The organism is Glutamicibacter sp. M10, from assembly GCF_025452055.1.
Taxonomy (GTDB): domain Bacteria; phylum Actinomycetota; class Actinomycetes; order Actinomycetales; family Micrococcaceae; genus Glutamicibacter.
Genome location: NZ_CP104918.1, coordinates 1,786,122 through 1,809,348, shown reverse-complemented (window position 1 = coordinate 1,809,348; position 23,227 = coordinate 1,786,122). Strand labels below are relative to the sequence as shown.

Here is a 23,227-nt window from a genome sequence, read left to right as displayed (position 1 = left end):
TCCTCGTTTCTTGATTTACAGTTCTGCATTCCAAGTCAAAGCATGGAATACTACTTCCAAGTAGATCACTGCGCTCAATTTCCAGATTGAATCGGCGGTGCATCGCGCAGCAGCTGGAAAGGCCGGATTCGACATGACGGAACTTGAAAATAGCAAAGGTGCCCGCTCCCAGCGGATGCCCCGTGAAGCCCGGCGCCGACAGCTATTGCAGGCCGCCCATCAAGTTTTTGTTGCCCACGGTTACCATGGCGCTTCCATGGACGAAATCGCTGAAGTGGCACTCGTATCCAAACCAGTGCTGTACCAACACTTCCCCGGTAAGCGCGAGCTCTACCTAGCTTTGTTGGATTCTCACTTAGCCGACTTCAGCAAGAAGCTCGAAGAAGCCATCAGCTCCACCACCGATAACCGTCAGCGCGTGTTTGCCACCATCAACACGTACTACAGCTACATCAAGGGCGAATCTCAGGCCTACCGTCTCATTTTTGAATCCGATGTATTGTCTGATCAGCTGATTGCCGGACGTATCGAACGCTTCAACAATAAGCTCGCTGCGTCTATCGCCCGCGTTGTTGTGCAGGACACCGACATGAGCGAGGCTGAAGGCCTGCTTGCCGGTCGAGCCCTGGCTGGCCTATCGCAAGTTTCTGCTCGTTATTGGGCTTCCACCGATGATGCGGTGGACCAAGAAACCGCCGTAGATCTCATCTCGCGTTTAGCTTGGCGCGGAATTTCACAGTTCCCCAAAGAAAACTAGCTAAATTAGTCTTCAGAGGACCCATACGGGACACCTAAATCGTTTGAGAGGATCAGCGACAATCATGGAAATCCGCATTGGCATTCAGAATGTAGCCCGCGAAGTTGTACTTGAATCCGAGCTCAGCAACGCAGAAGTGAACGAGCAGGTCGCTAAGGCCATCGCCGATGGCACCGTCTTGGCACTTAAGGATCCAAAGGGCCGCGAGGTTTTGCTGCCTTCTGCTGGCATCGCTTACGTTGAGATCGGCCCAGAAGAAGTTCGCCGCGTCGGCTTCGGTCAGTAGAACACAAATTATTCAAGGCGCTTGACGCCTGTCGAAGAATGGCTGGTTTCCCGTTGACGGGACACCGGCCATTTTTTTCGAAATAGTGTCTTAGTTCACTGTGTTGTGATAATGCTAAGGGGTGACTCAACCACGTATCCGCAGCCCACGTCCAGTACCGACCAAAGACTTGGCCGAGCTGTTGCTCGGAATTGAAACCGAGTTTGAAGTTCCCGCGCCCTTTGATCAGCAGACACTCACTGCAGCCGAGACGGCCGTGGCCGACTTGGAACTGCCAGAGCGCGACGCCACCGACATGCCATTTTTCACCATCGACCCCGAAGGTGCCACGGATCTAGACCAGGCAATGTATCTGGAAAAGAACGAAGCTGGCTACGTGGTGAACTATGCCATCGCGGATGTACCGGCGTTTGTTAAATTGGGCAGCAAGCTCGATGAGGTAGCACGCCAACGTGGACAGACTTACTATCTTCCTCACCGTAAGATCTCTTTGCATCCACCATTGATCTCTGAAGATCAAGGCTCATTATTACCTGATCAGGTTCGCCCCGCCTTCCACTGGAGAATAACCCTTGATACTCAGGGCGCGCTTGGCGAGATTGAGCTGAGCCGGGTACGCATCAGATCCCGCGCGCAGTTGGACTACGTTTCCGCCCAAAAGAGCCTCGACGAATCTTCCGGGAACGAACAGCTAGAGTTACTGGCCGAAATTGGCGCCCTGCGCACCAAGCAGGAACAGCTACGCGGCGGCGCATCACTGACCCTGCCTGATCAAGAAGTCGAGGCGACGGACGATGGCTACAAGCTGGTGAGCCGAGTTCCTCTGCCTTTGGAAGATCACAACGCCCAGATCTCCTTGTTGACTGGCATTGCCGCAGCCCGGCTGATGCTCGATGCCGGCGTCGGAATCCTTCGCACCATGTCTGCCCCCGAGGACAAAGCGTTAGCGGACTTCCGCACACAAACCCAGCTCCTAGGTCATCCATGGGATCAGAGCATCAGCTATGGCCAATACCTGCACACCCTAGATGTCAGCGACCCACAACAACTGGTGATTATGCACCGCGCAGCATCACTGTTCCGTGGGGCCGACTACCAAGTTATTAATGGTCAGCCCGAAACCGACCTCGTTCAGGCCGCTTTGGCTGCGCCCTACGCACATACCACCGCACCGCTGCGACGCTTGGTGGACCGCTTTGTACTGCTCACCTGCAGCTTGCTGACCTCAAATCAGAGCATTCCTGATGAGCTGAAAACCGCTCTGGACCAGCTTCCAGAACTGATGCAATCAAGCTCCGCTTCGGCCAACAAGGTCAACAAGGCTGCGCTGGATCTGATGGAAGCAGTACTTCTACAAAACCGTATTGGAGAAGAATTCCAAGCCATCGTGGTGCAAAGTGCACGCGGCGGCGAAGGGAAATCTGCCGAAGGACAACTACAGCTAGTGCAATTGCCGGTCACCGGTAGTTTCACCGGAGACGGCGAACCGGGAACTTTGGTCACCGCAAAGTTGATCCAGGCTGATCCCACACAGCGAAAGATTAGCTTTGAAATCGTGGCCCAAAACTCCTAACCCAAGGTTTTTGACTAGAACCCGTTATGCTTGGGCTATTAGAAATTAGGATGCCCGATCGCAATGGGCTGAGAAATAAAACAGTATCTTGGTGGCTTCCCAGCGGTCACCATTCCCTAGGTGAATGAGATTCTCCTAAGCGAAACGACGCGATCGGCTCCGCTGGAATAGCACAGCACGATGAACCCACGGCAGAAAATGCCGAGGAATCACTCCGGAGCTGGGCCCACATGAAACGAGAATATTAATATCGTGACTGACACGACTCTGACGGCAGAAGCTGCCGAACCACAAGACCCACAGACCATCGAAGAGCCAGCAAAGCAGAACTTTGCAGACCTCAAGGTCCGTTCAGACATTGTCGCTTCCCTTTCGGAAGCCGGGATCGAGTATCCCTTCCCCATCCAGTCGCTGACCCTTCCGGTGGCTCTGGGCGGAAATGACATCATTGGCCAGGCAAAGACCGGTACCGGTAAGACCCTTGGCTTTGGTATCCCTGCATTGCAGCGCGTGATCCGTGCAGGCGACAAAGGCTACGAGAATCTTGAATTCCCAGGTGCCCCGCAGGCACTGATCGTTGCCCCAACTCGTGAACTGGCTATCCAGGTTGGCGCCGACCTCGCACAGGCATCAAAGCACTCCAACATCTCCATCACCACCATCTATGGCGGTCGCCCCTACGAAGAGCAGATCAATGCTCTGAAGGCCGGCACCGACGTGATTGTTGGTACCCCAGGTCGCCTTATTGACCTGAACCGTCAGCGCGTGCTGAACCTCAAGCAGGTTCGCACCGTTGTCTTGGATGAGGCCGACGAAATGCTGGACCTTGGCTTCCTGCCCGACGTAGAGCGCATCTTGGCTGCCTTGCCTCCGGTACGCCAGGCAATGCTGTTCTCGGCCACCATGCCAGGCGCTGTGATCACCATGGCACGGCGCTACATGACCCGTCCAACACATATTCGTGCCCAGGATCCAGGAGACGACGATTCGCTGACCAAGCGCAACATCCGTCAGCTGGTCTACCGCGCACACAACATGGACAAGGACGAGATGGTGGCCCGCCTGCTTCAGGCTGAAGGCCGTGGCAAGTCCATCATCTTCACGCAGACTAAGCGTTCGGCTGCTCGACTTTCTGATGAGCTGGTAGACCGTGGCTTTAATGCCGGTTCTTTGCATGGTGACCTTGGTCAGGGTGCTCGCGAACAGGCGCTGAAGGCGTTCCGTTCAGGCAAGATTGAAATTCTGGTTGCTACCGATGTTGCTGCCCGCGGTATCGACGTTGATGACGTCACCCACGTGGTCAACTTGCAGTGCCCAGATGACGAGAACACTTACCTTCACCGTGTTGGTCGTACCGGCCGTGCTGGCAACACCGGCACCGCGGTAACTTTTGTTGACTGGGATTCGGTTCCTCGTTGGTCCTTGATCAACAAGGCACTGGGACTGAACGTTCCAGAGCCAGTGGAGACCTACTCGTCTTCCCCTCACTTCTTCACGGATCTGGACATTCCTAAGGGAACCAAGGGCCGTTTGCCACGCGCAAAGAAGGCTGCCCCTGCAGAGGGCGAAGGTTCGGAGCGTCGTGAAGATTCACAGCGCACTCCTCGCCGTCGCAACAACTCGCGCTCCCGTACCCGCACCGTCAACGGTCAGAAGACCGAACAGCGCGCCGGTCAGGAAGCCGTTGGCGAGCAGGAGAATTCACGCCACGGCCACTCCAAGGGCAAGCAGGACCGTCCAGCACGTGAGAACGAGCGGCATCGCGAATCGCACCAGCCAAATGCTTCAGCTGAGGCCGGCACGGATGCATCAGCACAGGAACCACGCCGCCGTTCGCGTCGTCGTACCCGTAGCACCGATGCAGGTGGACAGGACTAGTTTCAAGTCCCACCAGTTCGTTCGTTCTTCCGAAAGGAACCTAAGCCAGCGGTGCTTGCTCAACCCGAAGAATCAGCAATACCTGAAACCGGAGCTGATGATGATTCATCATCGTCAGCTCCGGCGTCAGCCAATACCGTGTACCACGGCGACAATCTAAGCATTCTCTCGGCTTTGCCAGATGAAAGCTTCACCTTGATCTACGTGGATCCGCCATTTAACACCGGACGTAAACAGACTCGTGCCCAGCGCACGATGGTTCGTGCTGCCGAAGGTGAAGGTGACCGCACCGGTTTCCAAGGTCGTGCCTACAGCACCGAACTTGGTGCTGCGCGTTCTTACCAGGACACCTTTGACGATTACCTCAGCTTCATTGAGCCAAGGCTTCGTCAGGCGCACCGTCTGCTCACCCAAGATGGCACCTTGTATGTGCACCTCGACTACCGCGAGGTCCACTACGTCAAGGTTCTACTCGATGAGATTTTTGGTCGCGACAGCTTCTTGAACGAAATCATATGGGCCTACGATTACGGAGCCCGCGCCAAGAACCGTTGGCCGGCTAAGCATGACACCATTTTGGTGTATGTGAAGGATCCAAAGAAGTATCACTTTGATTCTTCAGAAGTAGACCGTGAACCGTACATGGCTCCCGGCTTGGTCACTCCCGAAAAGCGAGCTTTGGGCAAGCTGCCTACCGACGTTTGGTGGCACACCATCGTTTCGCCAACAGGCAAGGAAAAAACCGGATACCCAACACAAAAGCCTGAAGGTATTTTGCGTCGAGTAGTTTCGGCATCTTCACGCCCAGGCGACTGGGTATTGGACTTCTTTGCCGGTTCTGGAACGACCGGAGCGGTAGCTGCAAAGCTGGGACGAAAGTTTGTCTTGGTAGATCAGAATTCGGAAGCAATCGACGTGATGCGTTCACGCTTGCCCGAGTCGACTACCTATACCGAGGCCTGAGTTCCACTGCTTTCCTGAATAATACGTTGCAACATTTCCGGCTCGGTGACATTCTCACCGAGCCGGTTTAGTTTCCCGGTTCCGTGATAATCCGAGGAACCGGTGATGATCAAGTTCTTTTTGGCAGCAAGGTCAAGCAACCATTCCTTGCCTTCTTCACTGTTGTCTCGGTGATGAATTTCCACCCCACCCAGACCGGCGTCGATCATTTCGTGGAACGTTGAGTTGGGTACGGTCCGTCCACGCAGCGAGGCTTTCGGGTGGGCAAACACGGGGACTCCCCGGCTTCACGGACAAGTTTGACCGCTTCGGCCGGACGTACTGCGGGGTGGGTAACATAGTATTTGGAACGCGAAGACAAGATATTAGCGAAGGCCTCATTGCGATTCTCTGACACCCCTGCAGAGACCAGAGCATCAGCAATATGCGGACGGCCAATGGTTGCGCCCGGTTGGCAATGCTCACTGACCAAATCCCAACTCACCGGGTAGTCCTCAGCCAGACGTTCAACAATGCGCTGCGCACGAATGATGCGAGCGTTACGCGATAATTCCAGCTCGTCTAGCAGTGGCTGATAGGTGGGGTCATGCAAATAACTAAGCAAATGCACGCTAATCCCGTTGGGGTCCTGGCAGGTAATTTCCATGCCAGGAATGAAACCGACCCCCAGTTCCTTTGCCGTTTCGGCAGCCGGCGCCCAACCAGTGGTTTGATCATGGTCGGTCAACGCCACCACATCTAGTCCAGCGGTGGCAGAAGAACGGATCAAATCGGAAGGAGTTTGAGTTCCGTCTGACACGTTGGAGTGGGTGTGCAGGTCAATTCGCATATTCCCAGATTATCCCTTGCGCTGATTCTTTGCTGGGAAAGCTGAGTTGGTGACACACTTGGATTATGACCAATCAAGAATCATCTGCCACAGGCACAAATCAGCCGTTGGAAGACCGAGTGAACAACCGTTCCCAGCGTCCAACGTCCAAGGCATTCCAAGAATTCATGGCCTCCTCGTGGGCAACTGACACGTCGCAGCTACCAGAACAGGATGCAGCTGCACCGTTCGCTGTGGCCCGCCGTGCCAAGCTTTCGGAAAACTTTGTTGGTGAGCGTCTTGTCATTCCTGCCGGCCCATTGAAGGTCCGCTCCAATGACACCGATTACCGCTTCCGCCCACATTCGGCCTTTGCTCACCTGACCGGTCTCGGTGTTGACCATGAACCAGATGCAGTTTTGGTTATGGAACCAACCGATGACGGTGCTGGCGAGCACGGCAGCAATCACGTTTCCACTTTGTACTTCGCCCCGATGGCTGGGCGCGACACCACCGACTTCTACCTGAACTCCCGCTCCGGCGAGTTCTGGGTCGGTCCGCGCCCAACGCTGTCTTCCCACTCCGCACGCACCGGCTTGCCAACCGATTCCCTGGAACAGCTAGAAATGGCCGTCACCAAGAATGCTGGCCCGCAGGCGCTTGGTGGTATCCGCATTCGTTTGGTCCGCGAAGTCGACATGAACATGGATGCTCTCGTTGACACTTCACGGATGAACACTGCACAGGATCTAGAGGCCAGCGATGCCCTAGATACCGAGCTTTCCGAGTTTGTCTCTGAAATTCGTCTGATCAAGGATGAGCACGAAATCACTGAATTGCGCGGTTCAGTTGCAGCGACCATCAATGGTTTTGAAGATGTTGTACGCAACTTGGATAAGGCTATTGAGCACGAGCGTGGTGAGCGCGTTGTTGAAGGTGCGTTCTTTGCACGTGCTCGCCTTGAAGGCAATGAACTGGGCTACGACACCATCGCAGCCTCGGGCAATAACGCCACGATCCTGCACTGGATCCGCAACACCGGTACCGTCTCACCAGGCGAAGTTCTGTTGCTGGATGCAGGTGTCGAAGCAGAATCCCTGTACACCGCAGACATCACCCGCTCGTTGCCAGTGTCCGGTCAGTACACCGAGGTTCAGCGCAAGGTTTACCAGGCCGTTCTAGATGCCGCCGATGCAGCGTTTGCTGCGGTCAAGCCAGGTCTGAAGTTCCGCGATCTGCATTTGATCGCCACCCGTGTTCTGGCCGAACGTCTCTCAGAGTGGGGCATCTTGCCTGTCTCGGTAGAAGAAGCCATGAGCCAAGAAGGTCAGCATCACCGTCGTTGGATGCCACACGGCACCAGCCACCACTTGGGGCTAGACGTTCACGACTGTGCTCAGGCTCGCGCCGAGCTGTACCTGGACGCAGAACTCAAGGAAGGCATGGTCTTCACCATCGAACCTGGCCTGTACTTCAAGGACGAGGATCTTGCGATCCCTGAAGAGTTCCGCGGTTTGGGTGTGCGCATTGAAGACGACATTCTTGTCACCGCTGATGGTGCCGAGAACTTGAGCGCTGCTTTGCCTCGAAACCCAGAGGACGTTGAGTCATGGATGGCCAAGCTGCGCGGCTAATCTAGGCAGACAATGCTTAAAACTGAAGGTCTCGATGTCATTGCAATGAGCAATGACACCGAGACCTTCAGTGTTTTTGTTCTAAGTTTTTAGGCTTCCGACTCGTCGTCCTTGGCCCGGTGCTGCGAACCTTGTGAAGGATTGATCGTCGGTTCAACCGCTGAAAGATCTTCATCGTTCTCGGCTTCAGAAGACTTATTCTGTGCTGATGAATCTTCGGCCGGCTTGGTGGCAGGCTCTTCGGCCGCCGCTGACTTTGGCTCGTTCACCCGCACACCGTAGCGTGGGCGTCCATCAGGCAAGTCCGGGAACTGACCCTTGCGTGCATCAGTTGCTTCTGCGGTATCTGGAGCCTGCGTTGGGTTTGGCTGGGTAGTAGTAGCCACCGGCGCCTGCTGCTGAACCTGGGTTGGTGCGTGGTGCGTGCCGGGTGCTTGCTGCGCGCCAGGCTGCTGTGCCCCTGGCTGCTGCGCGTTACCCTGTTGCGGACGCATAGGAAGTTTCGAAGCCAGTGCGCGAGCGGCTTGTGCCTGCTCGAAGTCCACCACCACGTCAAAGCTGGTAGCGACAAACTGGCTGGAGGAGGCAAAATCGCGCTTTCCGCGACGAGTTGAGTAGCTCACCACACCGGCCACCATCCAGATGGCCATGCCCAGACCGATGGAGGAAAGGATCTGGTAAAGACCGTTTCCGCCGCCGCCGAATAGCGAAAGTAGCAGGCCGACAAACAGGCCCATCATGCCACCCTGGGCGGCACCAGCAAGCGCCACCTTTGGGTAAGAAAGCTTCGCGGTCACTCGCTCGACAGTACGTACGTCATTACCGACAATGCTCACCGAAGCAACGGGAAAATCATTGTCTGCTAAGTAATCAACGAGCTTCTGCGCGTCGAGGTAGCTGGTGTAACGTCCAAGCAGTTCTCCGCGAGGCAAACCGTTGGGGCTGATCGAATTTACTCTATGAGGCGCGGTCATATCTATATTGTGCACAGGTTTACTGTGAGCCTGCCTAGTTGTGAAGTAACTATCGCTGACGGTGAAAGAAACAGTGGCTATCCTGTGGCTTTGCACACCGCGATGACCAGTGGGACACGATAGTCTAGAGAGGTGAGCGCACCAGTGTCTAAAATCTTCGTCGCCCGACTTCTCGGGCTTGATGTCTTCGACCCCTTGGGCGACCGCTTGGGCCGATTACGCGATGTTGTCGTCGTTTCCCGCGGCCCGCAGAAGGCCGCTGCTTGTGTTGGTCTGGTGGTCGAGGTACCCGGCAAACGTCGAGTCTTTGTACCGATGACTCGCATCCAGTCGATGGAAGCCAACCAGGTGATTTGTTCTGGTCTGGTAAATATGCGCCGCTTCCAACAGCGTGGCCAAGAAATCCTTGTTGTCGCCGAAATGTTTGACCGCACCATCACCTTTGTTGATGGATCCGGTCGCGGTGTTATTGAAGATATTGGATTGGCCCAGACCCGTCGTGGGGATTGGGAAATCAATGAATACTACGTACAGCGCGGCGTACCTACGTCTTCACTGCTGGGCCTACGCTCGCGCAAGCGTGACAAGGTACTAGTTTCCTGGCAGGACCTGCGTCACGGCTCCCAAGAAGAACCACAGTCAGCAGACACCTTCGTGGCCACCCACGATGAGATGAAACCCGCTGACTTCGCCGACGCTCTTCATGAAATGAATGAAAAGCGTCGTCTAGAAATTGCTGCGCACCTGCAAGATGAGCGCCTTGCGGACGTGCTTCAGGAATTGCCAGACCGTGAGCAGGTTGAGATCCTTTCAGCCCTCGGCCTTGAACGCGCTGCAGATGTGCTTGAAGAGATGGACCCTGACGACGCAGCCGACTTGTTGGCCGGTGTTTCTGAGGAAACCAAACATCAGCTCTTGGATCTGATGAACGAGGATGAAGCGAAGGACGTTCGCCGTCTGTTGGCCTACCCCGAAGGTACTGCCGGTTCGGTCATGACCCCCGTTCCAGTCATCTTGACTCCGGAGTCGACTGTGGCTGAAGCTCTGGCCTCCGTCCGTTTAGAAGAGCTGAGTCCCGCGTTGGCTTCCACTGTGTATGTGGTGCGCCCTCCCTGGAGACTCCCACTGGACGATATTTGGGACAGGTTCACATTCAGGCGCTCTTGCGCGCAGCACCACCCGAACCATTGGGCGACATCCTTGATACTGAGCTTGAATCCATGTCGGATCTCGCCGATATCTCGGAAGTCGTCAGGCATTTAGCCACGTATAACCTCACCAGTGTGGGTGTGACCAATAAAGAGGGCCGGCTCGTTGGAGCCATCACCGTCGATGACATTTTGGATCACATCCTTCCCGATGATTGGCGCTCTCAGGACTAAACGAGCACCATCAACAGACAGATCAGCAGAGGAGTTCCAGCTATGGCTGAGCAGCGTAAAACTAATGGCCTGGACACCCCACTAGCAGCACGACAACGATTCTGGCCGAAATTCTCCCCTAACCCGGATCTTTTCGGTTCTGTCACTGAGAAATTTGCCCGCTTTATGGGTACGCCTCAGTTCTTGCTGTACATGACGGTGTTCTGTGCCTTCTGGCTGATTTGGAACTCCGTGGCGCCACAAAGTTGGCGCTTTGATGACTCAACGATCGGTTTCACCGCGTTGACGCTGATGCTCTCCTTGCAGGCTTCCTACGCCGCTCCCCTGCTGCTGTTGGCTCAGAACCGCCAGGATGACCGTGACCGTGTGTCCTTGTCTGAAGACCGCGCCCGTGCAGAGCGCAACCTCTACGACACCGAGTACCTCACCCGCGAGCTGGCTTCGTTGCGTCTGGCTCTTCGCGACGTCGCAACCCGTGACTATGTGCGTTCAGAACTTCGCAACGTCCTAGAAGAACTGCTCGAAACCACCGAAGGCGAAGAGTTGCACCTGCGCGCTAAGAAAAAGGGCAGCGGCAAGAGTTCCTCCCCACAGACCGGACTAATGGATTCGGTCAACGCCCCACAGTCACAGAATCGGAAGAACAACAGCAAGTGAGCAATTCGCCAGAACTTCTTGCGGCCCTAGCGAAGGTCAACGACCCAGAGTTACGTCGTCCCATCACCGAGCTTGATATGGTACAAAGCGCTCAGCTTGTGGGCAGCACAGCAGAGGTCACCATCTTGTTGACCATCGAAGGCTGCCCGATGCGTTCCACCATTGAGCAAGAAGTAAGCTCCGCGTTACTCACCGTGCCTGGAGTTCAGGACGTTAACGTCACCCTCGGCGTCATGGATCCGCAGCAGCGTGCAGACTTGCGCGAGCGCCTAGCTAGTCGACGCACCCCTTTTCTGATCCGCAGTCACTGACCCGAGTTATCGCCGTAGCCAGCGGCAAGGGAGGCGTTGGAAAGTCCTCAATCACCGCAAACCTTGCAACACAGTTGGCCTCTCAGGGTTTAAAGGTCGGCCTGATTGATGCTGATATTCATGGCTTCTCTATACCCTCTTTGATGGGGATTACGCAGAACCCTACCCGGATGGATGACATGATCCTGCCGCCGGTAGCTCACGGTGTGAAAGTCATTTCTATCGGCATGTTTTTGGATTCGAACCAGCCTGTTATTTGGCGTGGTCCAATGCTTCACCGTGCCTTGGAACAGTTCCTGTCCGATGTGTACTTCGGCGACCTAGACTACTTGTTCTTGGATTTGCCTCCCGGCACCGGGGACATGGCAATCTCTGTTTCGCAGCTTTTGCCTAACAGTGAGCTGTTGGTTATCACCACTCCGCAGTCCACCGCCACCGAGGTTGCTGAGCGCGCGGGAACCATTGCCTTGCAGACTAATCAAAAGGTGATCGGTGTTGTCGAAAACATGAGCTTCCTGCAGTTGCCAGATGGCACGCGCATGGAAGTATTTGGCTCCGGTGGTGGCGCGAAGCTTAGCCAGTCACTGACCAGTCAGTTGGGTTACGACGTTGATTTGTTGGCGCAAATTCCCTTGGAGGAATCGGTACGTCTGGGTTCTGACCAAGGCAAGCCAGTGGTGCTAAGCGACGCCCAATCACCAGCGGCTACAGCCCTGAATGATTTGGTCAACAAACTAGTACAGCGACCGCGCGGACTAGCCGGGCGATCGCTGCCAATGTCGTTCTAGCTCGAAGCCTTAGGTGGCCTGTGGATCAAAGGGAGCTGCTTCATTTGCAGCCAGTGGAGCTTGCTTCTGAGTCTGAGGTGCAATAGCCGTTCGCACCGGAGCTGCTGCGACCGGGGTGTTCGGCTTTTCCTTGGCTAGGTTTACTGCGTCATCAAACTCATCGATGAGAGCTTCTTTGATGATGCGCCGTGGGTCGTACTGACGAGGATCCAGCTTTTTCCAGTCAATGTCGGCGACTTCATCGCCGACCTCTTCACGCAGTTGCTCTTTGGCACCGTTGGCCATGCGCCGCACTTCTTTGACCAAATTGGCAAGCTTTTTGGCGTATTCAGGCAACTTTTCGGGGCCAAGAATGACTACCGCGAGCACTGCGAGAATAATAAACTCGCTACCATTGATTCCAAAAAGATCCACGTAAAAAGATTACCTTGTCTCAGACAAACTCACGAAGTCACCGCGCCATATAACCAAGCGCCCTGCCAGCAGCACAGACTAATTCGCTGGACGCAAACCTCGTGGAAGCTTTGGCAGTGACAAAGACTTTGGCGTACGGTTTGCCGGATTGCGGTGTGCAAGGGCATCTCGAAGCATGGCCCTACCGCGATGGATACGTGAACGCACAGTTCCCAGCTTCACATCCAGAATGCGTGAGACTTCCTCGTAAGAGAAGCCTTCCATGTCACATAAAACGATGGCTGCACGGAATTCTGGTGAGAGAGAACGCAAGGCTTCTTGCACATCCACGTCGAGATTGTTGTATTCAAAGTAGCGTTCTGGGGTAATCACGTTACCCGGCAGACGTTCTTCAGCACCTTCGGCAAAGCTATCAAAGCGGATCTTGCTCTTGCGGCGGGCCTGATCTAGGAAGATGTTGGTGGTGATACGGTGCAACCAACCACCCATGGTTCCAGGAGTGTACTTATCCAACGCCTTGAAGGCGCGAACGAATGCTTCTTGGGAGAGGTCTTCTGCGTCATGGCGGTTACCGGTAAGGCGGTAGGCCAGTCGGAAAACCTGTTCGCCATGTTCTTGGACCATTTGGTCCCATGTAGGCGTGGTGGTTTCCGGTGCCGGGGTAGCAGAGATTGAATCACTTGGTGCATTGTTCACTCTTCAAGTATGTGTCGACAAGCTGAGCTGAAGCTAAGAATCCCCTGCGGGAGAACCATCAAGTTGAACAACTTCGCTCCGCGCGCTGGGTACGATTAGAAGTGGCCATTATCAGACAACGCTATTGAGGACCACTACCCATGCCTTCGATGAATCCAGAACTCTTTGCGAGCTGGACCTACTCTCAGAACCACGTCAGCGAGCCAGAGCATGTGGCGCAGGTTCGCGAACGGGCAGAGGATCTGGGAGTGCGGTGCATCGATCCTGCTGGGCGTTCCATGTTGCAGCTGTTGTGCACCTTGCGTAGGCCTCGCAACGCGGTTGAAATTGGTTCGGGTGTTGGAGTCGCCTCGCTGGCCATGCTTGAAGCCGTAGGCCCCTCACTGACGTTGACGGCCATTGAATCCGACTTGGAGCACGCCAATGCCATGCGTCAGGGGCTACGCGAGTCGGGCATTCCGTCGGCACGTGCCAGGATCATCAACGAGCGTGCTGAAAATGTTCTCTCACGCTTGGCCGATCATGCGTACGATTTGGTGCTGATCGATGCTGGCGCAGACTTACTGCTGGAATATGTTGCTGAGGCCAAACGCATCGTTGGTGTTGGCGGAGTCATTATTCTGAACAACGCTTTTGATGAGCATCGTCTAGCGAAGCCAGCTGTTCGCCGTACCTCAACGGTGATGACCCGCGATGCGTTGCGGATGCTTCGCGAAGATCCACGTTTGCAGACCCATCTATTCCCTAGCGAACAGGGATTGTTCGTGGCTACTGTTCTGCCACAACCAATTTCCAAGTCTCGCTAGGTAAGCCAAAAGGACCGACAATATTGTCGGTCCTCGAGTGCCATCGCCTCGTGGCGATCAGGGAAGTCTAGTCAGTGACTTTGAGCAGGCAATCGCGCAGCTCGGCCGCTTCAGCGTTATTCAGCTCAACGACCAGTCGTCCGCCACCATCAATTGGCAGGCGTAGGATCAGGCTCCGGCCCTCTTTGACAACTTCCATTGCTCCGTCACCGGTGCGTGGCTTCATTGCAGCCATTAAGCTGTTCCCTTCGTCTGGGCTAACGCGCGCAACGTGCTTTTGCGTCACGCACTACCGCTTGCCTTGTCCATACTCTGCCAAGATTCCCGGCTGAGTTGGGACTCTTATCATCTATTATTACTAATTTTCGCTCGTGTCGCTAATCACACGCCGTGACTCAAGGTCACGAATCGTATTTTCGAGGCTAGTAATTTCGGTTGCGAGCACGTCGAGAACCTCATCCACTTGATCGCAACGGTAGCCACGCAACCCGAGCGAAAAGCGAACTTTTTCAATGTGTTCAGCACGCGGGTTCTCTGGAAGCAGCACCGGTGGCAACGATGCCTGATGCTCCGTGAGCCCCACAATCGGTTCACCCGTAGCTTCAAAATGACGTCCAACGCCAAGCTTTTTACGTTGGCTCGAAAGCAACAAAGCCACTGCACCAATAAGTAACAGCGCAATGAGGATCAATAGGAACGGCATGGACTCCCCTAGAGCGCGTCTTTCGAATCAGTCTTTTTCTTGCCGGCGTTCAGCACCAAATCAACAGCCTCATCAGGGTCATCAGTGACCGTAAAGAGGTTCAAGTCCTTAGGCGAGATTGCCCGCTCAACAGCAACGGTATTGGTCAACCAATCAACCAAGCCGCCCCAGTATTCAGTTCCGACCAGGACGATTGGGAAGCTGGTGATTTTTGGGTTTGCACCAAGGTCAATGCTTCAAACAGTTCATCCAAGGTTCCAAAACCACCGGGCAAGACAATGAAGCCTTGGGAGTATTTAACGAACATCGTTTTGCGCACGAAGAAGTAGCGGAAGTTCAGTCCCTTATTCACCGAGGAATTTAGACCTGTCTCAAAGGGCAACTCGATGCCAAGCCCAATAGAGATGCCATCATTATCCGCAGCACCCTTATTGGCTGCCTCCATGGCGCCGGGGCCTCCACCCGTGATGGTGGTAATGCCTTCCTGCGCCAGACGCGTTCCAATATGGTGTGCCATCTTGTAGTACGGGCTCTTTGGATCGGTGCGAGCCGAGCCGAAGACGGCAATCGCCGGTCCGGTGCCCGCGAGGGTTCCGAAGCCATTAACGAATTCAGCTTGAATACGCAGAACGCGCCAGACGTCGGTATGCGTTACATCTTCTTGTGGGCTCTCCAAGAGATAGTGGTCAAGCTGATCCTCGGGACGCTTGCCAGGCCAGCTCGATTCGATGTGGCGTTTTTGCCCTTCGCGAGCGTTCTTTTCACTCTTTCGCTGATGAACCATGTCTTCACTCTATCTGTTATTCACTAGCAACCCAGACCGTGTCGATGTACCGGCTAAGTGACAGTTTTGTAACATCTAGATGTGACTTGTTCGATGTGGCGCGTTGGACGCGTCACATCCAGTAATGTCTATTGCATGAACAGCGATCATCAGGCTCAGTCGGCTACCTCGGACGCTATCGTCCAGCTGACTGGGGTTAACAAGCACTACGGTTCGTTGCACGTGCTCAACAACATCAACCTCAGCGTGACCAAGGGCGAGGTTGTTGTCATTCTCGGCCCTTCGGGTTCCGGTAAATCAACGTTGTGCCGTGCCATCAACCGATTGGAAACAATCGACGAAGGCACCATCAAGATTGACGGTCAGACCCTTCCCTCCGAAGGCAAGGCACTGGCCAAGCTACGCGCAGATGTCGGAATGGTTTTCCAGTCCTTCAATCTGTTCGCCCACAAATCGATTCTTGAAAACGTGACGCTCGGCCCGATTCGAGTCAAGGGCATGAAAAAGGTTGCTGCCAAGGATTTGGCCATGCAGCTACTTGATCGAGTTGGCGTGGCCAACCAGGCGGACAAGCTTCCAGCTCAGCTTTCCGGTGGACAGCAGCAGCGTGTGGCAATCGCCCGCGCACTAGCTATGAAGCCAAAGGTCATGCTCTTTGATGAGCCAACCAGCGCCCTGGACCCAGAAATGATTAACGAAGTTCTGGACACCATGGTGGGACTGGCCAAGGAAGGCATGACGATGCTCGTGGTCACCCACGAGATGGGCTTCGCTCGTAAGGCCGCTGACCGAGTCATCTTCATGGCCGATGGTCAGATCGTGGAGCAAGCAACTCCTGAAGAATTCTTCACCAACCCACAGTCAGACCGTGCCAAGGACTTCCTCGGCAAGCTCATCACCAACCACTAATTTCATCACCCGCATCCAATTAGGAGAAATTATGCGTAAGTCTCGTTTGGGTAAAGTCGCCGCAATGGCAGCTATCGCAGCTCTGGCCCTAACCTCGTGTGGTGGCTCGGACAGCGAAGCTGACGGCGACAAGATCCGCATCGGCATCAAGTTTGACCAGCCAGGCCTCGGCTTCAAGGATGGTGACAACTACACCGGCTTCGACGTCGACGTTGCCAAGTACGTAGCCAATGAATTGGGCTACGCCGAGGACAAGGTTGAGTTCGTTTCAGCTCCTTCGGCCAACCGCGAAACCATGTTGCAGAACAACCAGGTTGACATGATCTTCGCAACCTACTCGATCACCGATGAGCGCAACAAGGTCATCGACTTCGCTGGTCCGTACTTCGTTGCAGGCCAGGATCTGTTGGTTGCTTCTGACTCTGACATCAACGGCCCTGAGGCACTGAACGGCAAGAATCTTTGCTCGGTCACCGGTTCCACTTCGGCTAAGAAGGTCAAGGACAACTACGCTGAAGGCACCAACCTGCAGGAGCTTCCGGGCTACGCAGAATGTGTCACTCAGATGAGTGGTGGAACCATCGATGCAGTTACCACCGATGACATCATCCTTGCAGGTTTGGCCGCACAGCCTGCTTACAAGGGCAAGTTCAAGGTTGTTGGAAAGCCATTCTCCGAAGAGAAGTACGGAGTTGGCCTGCCTGATGGCACCGACAAGTGCAAGGCCATCAACGAAGCGATCACCAAGATGATTGATTCCGGTGACTGGCAGAAGGCGCTGGATAAGAACACCGAGGGTACCGGCTACAAGCCAAACTCGAAGACTAATCCACCAAAGCTCGCAGACACCTGCGCATAAGCGCACCAGATGCGGCGGGGGCCAAGCCAATTTGTCTTGGCCCCCGCGGCATTCTTGTTTTTCCGATGACCGACTTTTCAGTCCATCGTTCCCATAGCCGCTTGGCCGCCTCACTGGCCATCGAGACAGAGGCTGACAGTGGAGAATTATTTATCCATATTCACTGAGTACAACATCCCCGGAGCATTCTGGGTCAATATCCAACTAACGTTCTGGGCAGCAATTGGAGCGTTAGTACTTGGAACCGTCCTGGCGTTGCTTCGCATCTCCCCCGTGGCAAGCTTCCGAGCCATCGGCTCCAGCTACGTCAACCTGGTTCGTAATACCCCGCTGACCATCATCATCTTGTTCGCCGTGTTGGCACTGTACGGCCAGTTGGGCTTCACCCTTGGTGGAGATTTCCAAGCGAACTTCTTCCGACTCTCGGTCCTCGGTCTAGCGGTGTATCATGCAGCGTTCGTCTGTGAAGCTATCCGTTCTGGTGTGAATACGGTGCCGCTGGGTCAGGCAGAAGCGGCCCGCGCTATTGGTCTAGGCTTCATGCCAGCAGCTCGCTTGATCATCCTTCCTCAGGCGTTCCGCGGCGCTATTGTCCCGTTGGGTAACACCCTGATCGCTCTGATCAAGAACTCCACTGTGGCTGCCGTTGGTTCTGTGGCTACCGAGTCCTCTTCGGTAATGAAGTCGATGATTGAGTTCCGTGCCGATATCGTCATCCCGATCTTCCTTACCTTCGCCATTGGCTTTGTGATCATCGTGATCCCAGTTGGCCTAGTAACAACCTGGCTATCTAAGAAGTTGGCGGTGGCACGATGAGCGCATCAATTCTTTTGATACACCCGGTCCGAAAGCACGTCGCCGAATCCTGATGATCAACATCGTCGGCGCGATCATCGCGTTGGGCGTTGTGGCTTGGATCTTCTTTGGCCTCGCTGGTAAGGGCCAGATGAGGCCTGAGCAGTGGGATGACTTCGTTCAGGCAAGCACCTGGAAGAACTACCTGTTGCCCGGTCTGGTCAACACCCTGAAGGCAGCCATCCTGGGCATCATCGGTTCGGTGATTTTTGGTCTGGTCTTCGGTGTAGGTCGACTCTCGCAGAACAAACTCATCAATGGTTTCTGTACTGTCATCGTGGAATTCTTCCGCGCTGTTCCAGTGCTGCTGATGATCGTGTTCTTCAACGTCTTCTTCGCACGCTCCCTGGAGCTACCTGGCGATACTGCGTTGTGGGCTGTAGTGGCCGCACTGGTCTTCTACAACGGCTCCGTTGTCGCCGAGCTGGTTCGCTCCGGTGTTCACAACCTGCCTAAGGGGCAGCGTGAGGCCGGCATCGCTATCGGTTTGACCCGTGGCATGTCGTTGCGTCACATCGAGATTCCGCAGGCTCTGGTGGCTATGTTGCCAGCGTTGATCGGTCAGTTTGTCGTGATCCTGAAGGACTCGGCTCTTGGCTACATCATCAGCTTCAACGAACTGTTGTTCTTCGCCCGCACCTACTCCTCGCCTAATGGCAACGTCTTGCAGGCTTTGATCGTTACTGCGGTCATCTTCATCTTGATCAACTTCACCTTGAGCAAGATCGCAGAGATGGTTTCGAAGCGTTTGAGCAGTCGCGTCAAGAAGTCCAAGGATGCCCCTGCTGAATTGGTTGGTGCACCTGCCGGTGCCTTAGCTGCCGGTTCGGTGGACAGCGCCGAGAAGGATCCAAATAATCCTGGCGTCTAAATAATCAGGCACAAAAATGCTCTCGCTGCTTCAAGCAGCGAGAGCATTTTTGTGGCCATTAGTTGCCAAGAGCGTTAGTTAGCTTAGCCAGGCGCGTAAGGAGTTTAGACAGGTGCGGATATCTTCCTGCGCCACGTGCTCGTCATCGCTGTGTGCCAGCAACGCATCGCCCGGACCAAAGTTGACCGCTGAAACGCCGAGGGCAGAGAAGCGGGACACATCCGTCCAACCGTATTTAGGCTTCGGTTCCTGGCCAAGGATCTTGATTAGGTCTGCGGCGATTTCCTGATTGAGCCCTGGCTTGGCACCTTCGGCCCCATCGGTGCGCTCAATCTCAAAGCCCTCAAAGAGTTCAAAGACCAATGCCTCGGCCTGGGCCAGAGTCTTGTCCGGAGCAAAGCGGTAGTTGATTTCGACTTCGCAGTAATCGGGAATGACGTTACCTGCGATACCACCATTGATACGTACCGCATTCATCCCTTCGCGGTAGTCCAATCCTTCAACGGTGATGGTCTGTGGCTGGTAGTCGGCTAGGCGTTGCAGGATTGGGGCAGCATCATGAATGGCGTTGTGCCCCATCCATGCGCGGCCCGAGTGCGCAGCTTTACCGTGGGTTCGGATGACAAAACGGCTAGTTCCGTTACATCCGCCCTCAACGGTGCCGTTGGTTGGCTCTAGCAGGATGGCAAAATCAGCTTCCAGAAGTTCAGGACTGTTGCGTACCAGACGGCCCAATCCAGACTTGGCTGCTTCTACTTCTTCATGATCATAAAAGACATAGGTCACGTCGTACTTAGCATCGGTGAGTTCGGCGGCAAGGGCCAGCTGAACGGCAACGCCTCCCTTCATGTCGGTGGCTCCACGTCCGTAGAGCACACCGTTAATCACCTGTGCTGGAACGGTGCCTAGTGCACCTTCAGTACGAGGCAAGGCAACGGTGTCCAAGTGCCCGGCCAGCACAACCCGGCGCTCACTCCCAAAGTTGGTGCGGGCAACAATCGCGTCTTGGTCACGGTGAACCTGCAAATGCTCCAGCTTCAACAACGCCTCATGTACCTGATCGGCGATGGCTTGTTCGTTTCCGGAGACAGATTCAATGTTCATGATCTGCTCGGTCAGCACTGCGACGTCCTGTCGCAGGTCCAATTCGTTCACGGTATTCACAGTCCTACGTTTCTAGCTTCACTAGCCTGTCATCTATCAACGTTACCCGGGGCAACAACGATACGATCAGTGTATGACTTCAGAAACTGTGACTACCTCCAGTGACTCCTCCGTACGCTTGGCTTCAGGCCACGGGCTTGCCACCATCGCAGCAGATGGATCCGTCCTCGACGTCTGGTACCCAGCACCTGTGCTTGGTGAACTAGAAGAGGCTGATTCCCTGCCTCGTGAGTTGGCTTCTGCCGCTCAGGATGACGCTGCTCGTGGCACCACTCAGAAAGTGGTCTCGATGACCATTGACCTCGATGTGGCTCCCGCCGATATCGCAGATGTGTGGCTTCGTCTGCACGTACTATCCCACCGTTTGGCGCAGCCAAACACCATCAACCTTGACGGCATTTTTGGTCATTTGGCTAACGTCGTTTGGACCAACTTCGGTCCATGCCAGGTTGAAGGCTTCGAAGTAACCCGTCTAAAGCTTCGTTCCCGAGGTGCTGTCACCGTTTACGGTGTAGACAAGTTCCCACGCATGGTTGACTACGTTGTACCTTCGGGCGTCCGTATTGCTGATGCTGACCGTGTGCGCTTGGGCGCTCACCTGGCTGATGGCACCACCGTGATGCACGAAGGCTTTGTAAACTTCAACGCCGGCACCTTGGGCACCTCGATGGTTGAGGGACGCATCTCGGCCTCGGTCATCGTGGGCAACGGCTCCGACGTAGGCGGCGGCGCCTCGATCATGGGCACCCTTTCGGGTGGTGGCAAGGAACGCATCGTCATTGGGGAGCGAGTACTGCTCGGCGCCAACGCTGGTGTGGGCATCTCCATCGGTGACGACTCGGTGGTTGAAGCCGGCCTCTACGTCACCGCGGGCACCCGCGTACTCTTGGGCGACAAGCAGGTGAAGGCTTTGGAGCTCTCCGGCGTTCCAAACCTTCTCTTCCGCCGCAACTCGATTACCGGTGCGGTCGAAGCATTGGCTCGCGCGGGTCAGACTGTTGAGCTGAACAGCGCACTGCACGCTAACTAAATTTTCTCGCTTTTGTGCGAGCTTTGAACAGTGAGGGTAGGCGGAACATCGTTCCGCCTACCCTCACTGTTTTCTGTAACCTGCTGTTTTTAGTCCCCAGGGAAAATGATGGTGACCATGGGCTGAATGAAACCGCGGAAAGCACCAGCATCTTTCATCAAGGATGTACTTGCAACAATGGTGCCCGGTCCAGCCAGCCATGCTCGGGGCTCATCCAGCGGCACATCAATGAGTTGAATCTCTTGGGTTGCATTTTTCGTATCGTGTTCAACTCCGTGGTCTATCAAAATCCGTTCCAACTCATCTAGTCTGCGCGGAACGTAGCTGGGACTTTGCTGCTCAAAGTGTTGAGCATGCGCTTGCGCAAAAACAGTTGCCTGACCGTAATGAGCGCGGGCTAGTCTTGCCAGCGCAGGGAACCCGTCAGCGTCCAGTCTTTCGTGCAGTTTTTGTTCTTCTGCCTGTTCTTCAGCAATGTCAGCGGCCGTGAGAGTCCCCCACCACGCGCTCCATTCTTGCTTAAACTGTCCGTGCGAAGAATCAGCACCGTTGCGATTCTTGATCGTTGAGGACAGTCGGGAGTTCGGTCCGGCCTCAGCCGGATCCACACCGCCCAACTCCCTCAAGTACAAAGCCATGAGCATCGTTTGATCGGTCTTGATGGCCAATGACCAGTTGTTTCCACGACGAAAGTACATGCGTACCACCTGACTTTTGGGCATACCCTCGCGGTCTTAAAGTCAAAGAATACTCCCGTATGCACGCTTAAAACAGACAAGAGGCTTGCCATCCTTTATACGGATGGCAAGCCTCTTGTGAGCGTTCGTACGCTACCTTATGGCTTGGTGTAGCCTGGGTAGTCGCGTTCGGTTTCACCCATGTACAGCTGACGTGGGCGGCCGATCTTTAGTTCTGGATCCTTGATCATTTCGCGCCACTGTGCGATCCAGCCTGGAAGGCGTCCAATCGCGAACAGTACGGTGAACATCTTTTCAGGGAAGCCCATAGCGGTGTAGATCAAGCCGGTGTAGAAGTCTACGTTCGGGTAGAGCTTGCGCGAGATGAAGTACTCATCGTTCAGGGCAGTTTCTTCCAGCTTCATCGCGATATCAAGCAACTCGTTCTTGCCCTGCTTTGCCAGCAGGTCGTGAGCGGTCTTCTTGATGATCTTTGCGCGAGGATCGTAGTTCTTGTACACGCGGTGGCCGAAGCCCATCAGGCGTACGCCGTCTTCCTTGTTCTTGACCTTCTCCATGAATTCTTCTGGAGAGATGCCCGAAGACTGGATTTCGCGCAGCATCTTGAGCACAGCTTCGTTGGCGCCGCCGTGGGCCGGGCCAGAAAGTGCGTGGATACCGGCAGAAACCGAAGCGAACATGTTGGCTTCCGAGGAACCTACCAGGCGCACGGTGGAGGTCGAGCAGTTCTGCTCGTGGTCCGCGTGCAAGATCAGCAGTAGGTCAAGTGCCTTGACTACGTCTGGATCCTGGATGTAAGGCTCTGCGGCGGTGCCGAAGCACAGGCGCAGGAAGTTCTCGACCATGTTCATCGAGTTATCTGGGTACAGCAGTGCCTGTCCGATGGACTTCTTGTGGGCGTAAGCAGCCAACACTGGAAGCTTTGCCAACAGGCGCAGGGTCGAGCTTTCGACCTGCTTTGAGTCCTTTGGATCCAGAGAATCCTGGTACCAAGTGGACAATGCCGATACGGCCGAGGACAGCACTGGCATTGGGTGTGCGTCGCGTGGGAAGCCACCGAAGAAGCCCTTGAGCTCTTCGTGCAGCAGGGTGTGGCGGCGCAGTGAGTTGTCGAACTCTGCCAGCTGATCAGCGGTAGGTAGTTCGCCGTAGATCAGCAGGTAGGTTACCTCGATGAAGCTGGACTTCTCAGCCAACTGCTCGATTGGGTAGCCACGGTAACGCAGGATACCTGCATCGCCGTCGATGTAGGTGATCGCGGACTTGGTGGCCGCGGTGTTCATGAAGCCAGGATCGTAGGTCACGTTCCCGGTGGTCTTCAATAGTGGTGCTACAGCGAAACCGTCGTTGCCCTCAGCAGCCGGGATAACCGGTAGCTCAAGGTTGGTATCACCAAATTGTAGCTGCGCAGATGTAGTATCTGTCAT

At 55.0% G+C, this 23,227-nt stretch carries 21 protein-coding genes and 4 pseudogenes; 15 read left to right on the top strand and 10 right to left on the bottom strand.

Features of this window, described 5'->3' with window-relative positions; genetic code table 11:
* The first annotated feature begins 133 nt into the window (after positions 1 to 133).
* The 5 genes from N6V40_RS08900 (at position 134) to N6V40_RS08880 (ending at position 5,457) form a co-directional block, all read left to right on the top strand.
* A complete protein-coding gene (locus N6V40_RS08900; protein WP_131088628.1) occupies positions 134 to 757 on the top strand; it encodes a TetR/AcrR family transcriptional regulator in 624 nt (207 codons plus the stop codon).
* Positions 758 to 821: 64 nt separating this feature from the next.
* Complete coding sequence (locus N6V40_RS08895; protein ID WP_131088629.1) at positions 822 to 1,043, top strand: DUF3107 domain-containing protein; 222 nt, start codon at positions 822 to 824, stop codon at positions 1,041 to 1,043.
* A gap of 121 nt (positions 1,044 to 1,164) precedes the next feature.
* The gene (locus N6V40_RS08890) at positions 1,165 to 2,616 is read left to right on the top strand and encodes an RNB domain-containing ribonuclease (RefSeq protein ID WP_131088630.1); all 1,452 of its coding nucleotides are present in this window, start codon (positions 1,165 to 1,167) and stop codon (positions 2,614 to 2,616) included.
* A gap of 252 nt (positions 2,617 to 2,868) precedes the next feature.
* The gene (locus N6V40_RS08885) at positions 2,869 to 4,494 is read left to right on the top strand and encodes a DEAD/DEAH box helicase (protein WP_262197355.1); all 1,626 of its coding nucleotides are present in this window, start codon (positions 2,869 to 2,871) and stop codon (positions 4,492 to 4,494) included.
* Between the two features lie 78 nt (positions 4,495 to 4,572).
* Positions 4,573 to 5,457, top strand: coding sequence for a DNA-methyltransferase (locus N6V40_RS08880; RefSeq protein WP_396268643.1), 885 nt, complete (start codon positions 4,573 to 4,575; stop codon positions 5,455 to 5,457).
* Here the strand turns inward: N6V40_RS08880 and N6V40_RS08875 are convergent.
* Positions 5,442 to 6,286 (bottom strand): annotated as a pseudogene (locus N6V40_RS08875) (PHP domain-containing protein). The gene N6V40_RS08880 and the pseudogene N6V40_RS08875 sit on opposite strands and share 16 nt — an antisense overlap.
* Positions 6,287 to 6,351: 65 nt before the next feature.
* Between N6V40_RS08875 and N6V40_RS08870 the strand changes: the two are divergent.
* Positions 6,352 to 7,899, top strand: a complete 1,548-nt coding sequence (locus tag N6V40_RS08870) for an aminopeptidase P family protein (RefSeq protein ID WP_262197353.1) — start codon at positions 6,352 to 6,354, stop codon at positions 7,897 to 7,899.
* 89 nt (positions 7,900 to 7,988) lie between these two features.
* Here N6V40_RS08870 and N6V40_RS08865 read toward each other — a convergent pair whose 3' ends face one another.
* Positions 7,989 to 8,873 carry a YflT domain-containing protein gene (locus N6V40_RS08865; RefSeq protein ID WP_262197351.1) on the bottom strand — a complete coding sequence of 295 codons (885 nt, stop codon included), beginning with the start codon at positions 8,871 to 8,873 and terminating at the stop codon, positions 7,989 to 7,991.
* A 132-nt stretch (positions 8,874 to 9,005) separates the two neighbouring features.
* Here N6V40_RS08865 and N6V40_RS08860 point away from each other — a divergent pair.
* The 3 genes and pseudogenes from N6V40_RS08860 to N6V40_RS08845 all read left to right on the top strand — a co-directional run bounded on the left by N6V40_RS08860 (position 9,006) and on the right by N6V40_RS08845 (position 12,011).
* Positions 9,006 to 10,255 (top strand): annotated as a pseudogene (locus tag N6V40_RS08860) (magnesium transporter MgtE N-terminal domain-containing protein).
* 42 nt (positions 10,256 to 10,297) lie between these two features.
* A complete protein-coding gene (locus N6V40_RS08855) occupies positions 10,298 to 10,912 on the top strand; it encodes a DUF1003 domain-containing protein (RefSeq protein ID WP_131088636.1) in 615 nt (204 codons plus the stop codon).
* A pseudogene (locus N6V40_RS08845) lies at positions 10,909 to 12,011 on the top strand (Mrp/NBP35 family ATP-binding protein). The gene N6V40_RS08855 and the pseudogene N6V40_RS08845 overlap by 4 nt, the downstream one beginning before the upstream one ends.
* A gap of 9 nt (positions 12,012 to 12,020) precedes the next feature.
* Here the strand turns inward: N6V40_RS08845 and N6V40_RS08840 are convergent.
* Both N6V40_RS08840 and sigE read right to left on the bottom strand, forming a co-directional pair.
* Positions 12,021 to 12,425 (bottom strand): sec-independent translocase, encoded by a 405-nt coding sequence (locus tag N6V40_RS08840; RefSeq protein WP_131088638.1) that lies wholly within the window; start codon positions 12,423 to 12,425, stop codon positions 12,021 to 12,023.
* Between the two features lie 78 nt (positions 12,426 to 12,503).
* Positions 12,504 to 13,121, bottom strand: a complete 618-nt coding sequence (gene sigE, locus N6V40_RS08835) for an RNA polymerase sigma factor SigE (RefSeq protein ID WP_262197348.1) — start codon at positions 13,119 to 13,121, stop codon at positions 12,504 to 12,506.
* A gap of 140 nt (positions 13,122 to 13,261) precedes the next feature.
* Between sigE and N6V40_RS08830 the strand changes: the two genes are divergently transcribed.
* Positions 13,262 to 13,927, top strand: coding sequence for an O-methyltransferase (locus N6V40_RS08830; RefSeq protein WP_131088639.1), 666 nt, complete (start codon positions 13,262 to 13,264; stop codon positions 13,925 to 13,927).
* 67 nt (positions 13,928 to 13,994) lie between these two features.
* On the opposite strand, the gene N6V40_RS08825 is transcribed toward N6V40_RS08830, so the two are convergent.
* The 3 genes and pseudogenes from N6V40_RS08825 to N6V40_RS08815 form a co-directional block, all read right to left on the bottom strand.
* Complete coding sequence (locus N6V40_RS08825; protein ID WP_131088640.1) at positions 13,995 to 14,162, bottom strand: DUF3117 domain-containing protein; 168 nt, start codon at positions 14,160 to 14,162, stop codon at positions 13,995 to 13,997.
* Positions 14,163 to 14,285: 123 nt separating this feature from the next.
* On the bottom strand, positions 14,286 to 14,630 hold the full coding sequence (locus tag N6V40_RS08820; RefSeq protein WP_131088641.1) for a DivIVA domain-containing protein: 345 nt from the start codon (positions 14,628 to 14,630) through the stop codon (positions 14,286 to 14,288).
* A gap of 8 nt (positions 14,631 to 14,638) precedes the next feature.
* Positions 14,639 to 15,414, bottom strand: a pseudogene (locus N6V40_RS08815) (TIGR00730 family Rossman fold protein).
* Positions 15,415 to 15,591: 177 nt separating this feature from the next.
* Here N6V40_RS08815 and N6V40_RS08810 point away from each other — a divergent pair.
* The 4 genes from N6V40_RS08810 to N6V40_RS08795 all read left to right on the top strand — a co-directional run bounded on the left by N6V40_RS08810 (position 15,592) and on the right by N6V40_RS08795 (position 18,908).
* On the top strand, positions 15,592 to 16,323 hold the full coding sequence (locus N6V40_RS08810; RefSeq protein ID WP_207306504.1) for an amino acid ABC transporter ATP-binding protein: 732 nt from the start codon (positions 15,592 to 15,594) through the stop codon (positions 16,321 to 16,323).
* 31 nt (positions 16,324 to 16,354) lie between these two features.
* Complete coding sequence (locus N6V40_RS08805) at positions 16,355 to 17,182, top strand: glutamate ABC transporter substrate-binding protein (RefSeq protein WP_131088644.1); 828 nt, start codon at positions 16,355 to 16,357, stop codon at positions 17,180 to 17,182.
* A gap of 138 nt (positions 17,183 to 17,320) precedes the next feature.
* Entirely contained in the window at positions 17,321 to 17,998 is a 678-nt protein-coding gene (locus N6V40_RS08800; protein ID WP_131088645.1) for an amino acid ABC transporter permease, read from the top strand.
* A 52-nt stretch (positions 17,999 to 18,050) separates the two neighbouring features.
* A complete protein-coding gene (locus tag N6V40_RS08795) occupies positions 18,051 to 18,908 on the top strand; it encodes an amino acid ABC transporter permease (RefSeq protein WP_262197346.1) in 858 nt (285 codons plus the stop codon).
* A 78-nt stretch (positions 18,909 to 18,986) separates the two neighbouring features.
* On the opposite strand, the gene dapE is transcribed toward N6V40_RS08795, so the two are convergent.
* Entirely contained in the window at positions 18,987 to 20,063 is a 1,077-nt protein-coding gene (gene dapE, locus N6V40_RS08790) for a succinyl-diaminopimelate desuccinylase (protein ID WP_262197344.1), read from the bottom strand.
* 82 nt (positions 20,064 to 20,145) lie between these two features.
* On the opposite strand from dapE, the gene dapD reads away from it, so the two are divergent.
* The gene (gene dapD / locus N6V40_RS08785) at positions 20,146 to 21,102 is read left to right on the top strand and encodes a 2,3,4,5-tetrahydropyridine-2,6-dicarboxylate N-succinyltransferase (RefSeq protein ID WP_262197342.1); all 957 of its coding nucleotides are present in this window, start codon (positions 20,146 to 20,148) and stop codon (positions 21,100 to 21,102) included.
* A gap of 89 nt (positions 21,103 to 21,191) precedes the next feature.
* Here dapD and N6V40_RS08780 read toward each other — a convergent pair whose 3' ends face one another.
* Entirely contained in the window at positions 21,192 to 21,800 is a 609-nt protein-coding gene (locus tag N6V40_RS08780) for a hypothetical protein (protein ID WP_131088649.1), read from the bottom strand.
* 137 nt (positions 21,801 to 21,937) lie between these two features.
* Positions 21,938 to 23,227, bottom strand: coding sequence for a citrate synthase (locus N6V40_RS08775; RefSeq protein ID WP_131088650.1), 1,290 nt, complete (start codon positions 23,225 to 23,227; stop codon positions 21,938 to 21,940).